Annotated in this window: 1 protein-coding gene; it reads left to right on the plus strand. The window is 44.8% G+C overall.

Translation table 11 applies throughout. The features are described 5' to 3' along the window. Positions 1-598 (plus strand): IS630 family transposase (locus Xvie_RS20530; RefSeq protein WP_139838944.1); only part of this gene is annotated, 598 nt, incomplete at both ends.

The raw sequence follows: 598 nt of genomic DNA on the forward strand, positions 1-598 counted from the left end.
CTGGGCGCGCTGGCAGGTTGCTTTCACGGTGGCCGGGATGACAAAATGGCTTCACCGTCAGGGATTCAGCTACAAAAAGCCGGTGGGAACGCCTCATAAATTCGATACGGATAAACAGCAACAATTTATTGAGACCTACAACGCGCTGAAAGAAGAATGTGGCCAAAATGAGCCTATTTTGTTTATTGATGCAATGCATCCTACCCAGTCCACAAAATTAAGTTATGGCTGGATGAAAAGCGGAAGGGAGCATGTCAAAGTGATCAAAACCACGGGCAGTCGTACTCGGCTCAACCTCATGGGCGCCCTTAATTTACAACGAATTGAAGCGACCATTATTCGTGAATATCCGGCGATTAATGCGAAAAATGTTATCCTTTTTTTCGGCTCAATTAGAGAAACTTGCCCGTTTTCACAAAAAATTCATATTATTCTGGATGGTGCCGGTTACCACCGCGCCGAATTAGTTCAATTTTTTGCCGAAGTACTCAATATTGAGTTGCATTACCTGCCACCTTACAGTCCTAACCTCAACCCGATTGAGCGATTATGGAAGTACGCGAATGAGCAGGTACGAAACAATCTCTATTTCCCGGAT

This window comes from Xenorhabdus vietnamensis (assembly GCF_002127535.1).
GTDB classification, from domain to species: Bacteria; Pseudomonadota; Gammaproteobacteria; order Enterobacterales; family Enterobacteriaceae; genus Xenorhabdus; species Xenorhabdus vietnamensis.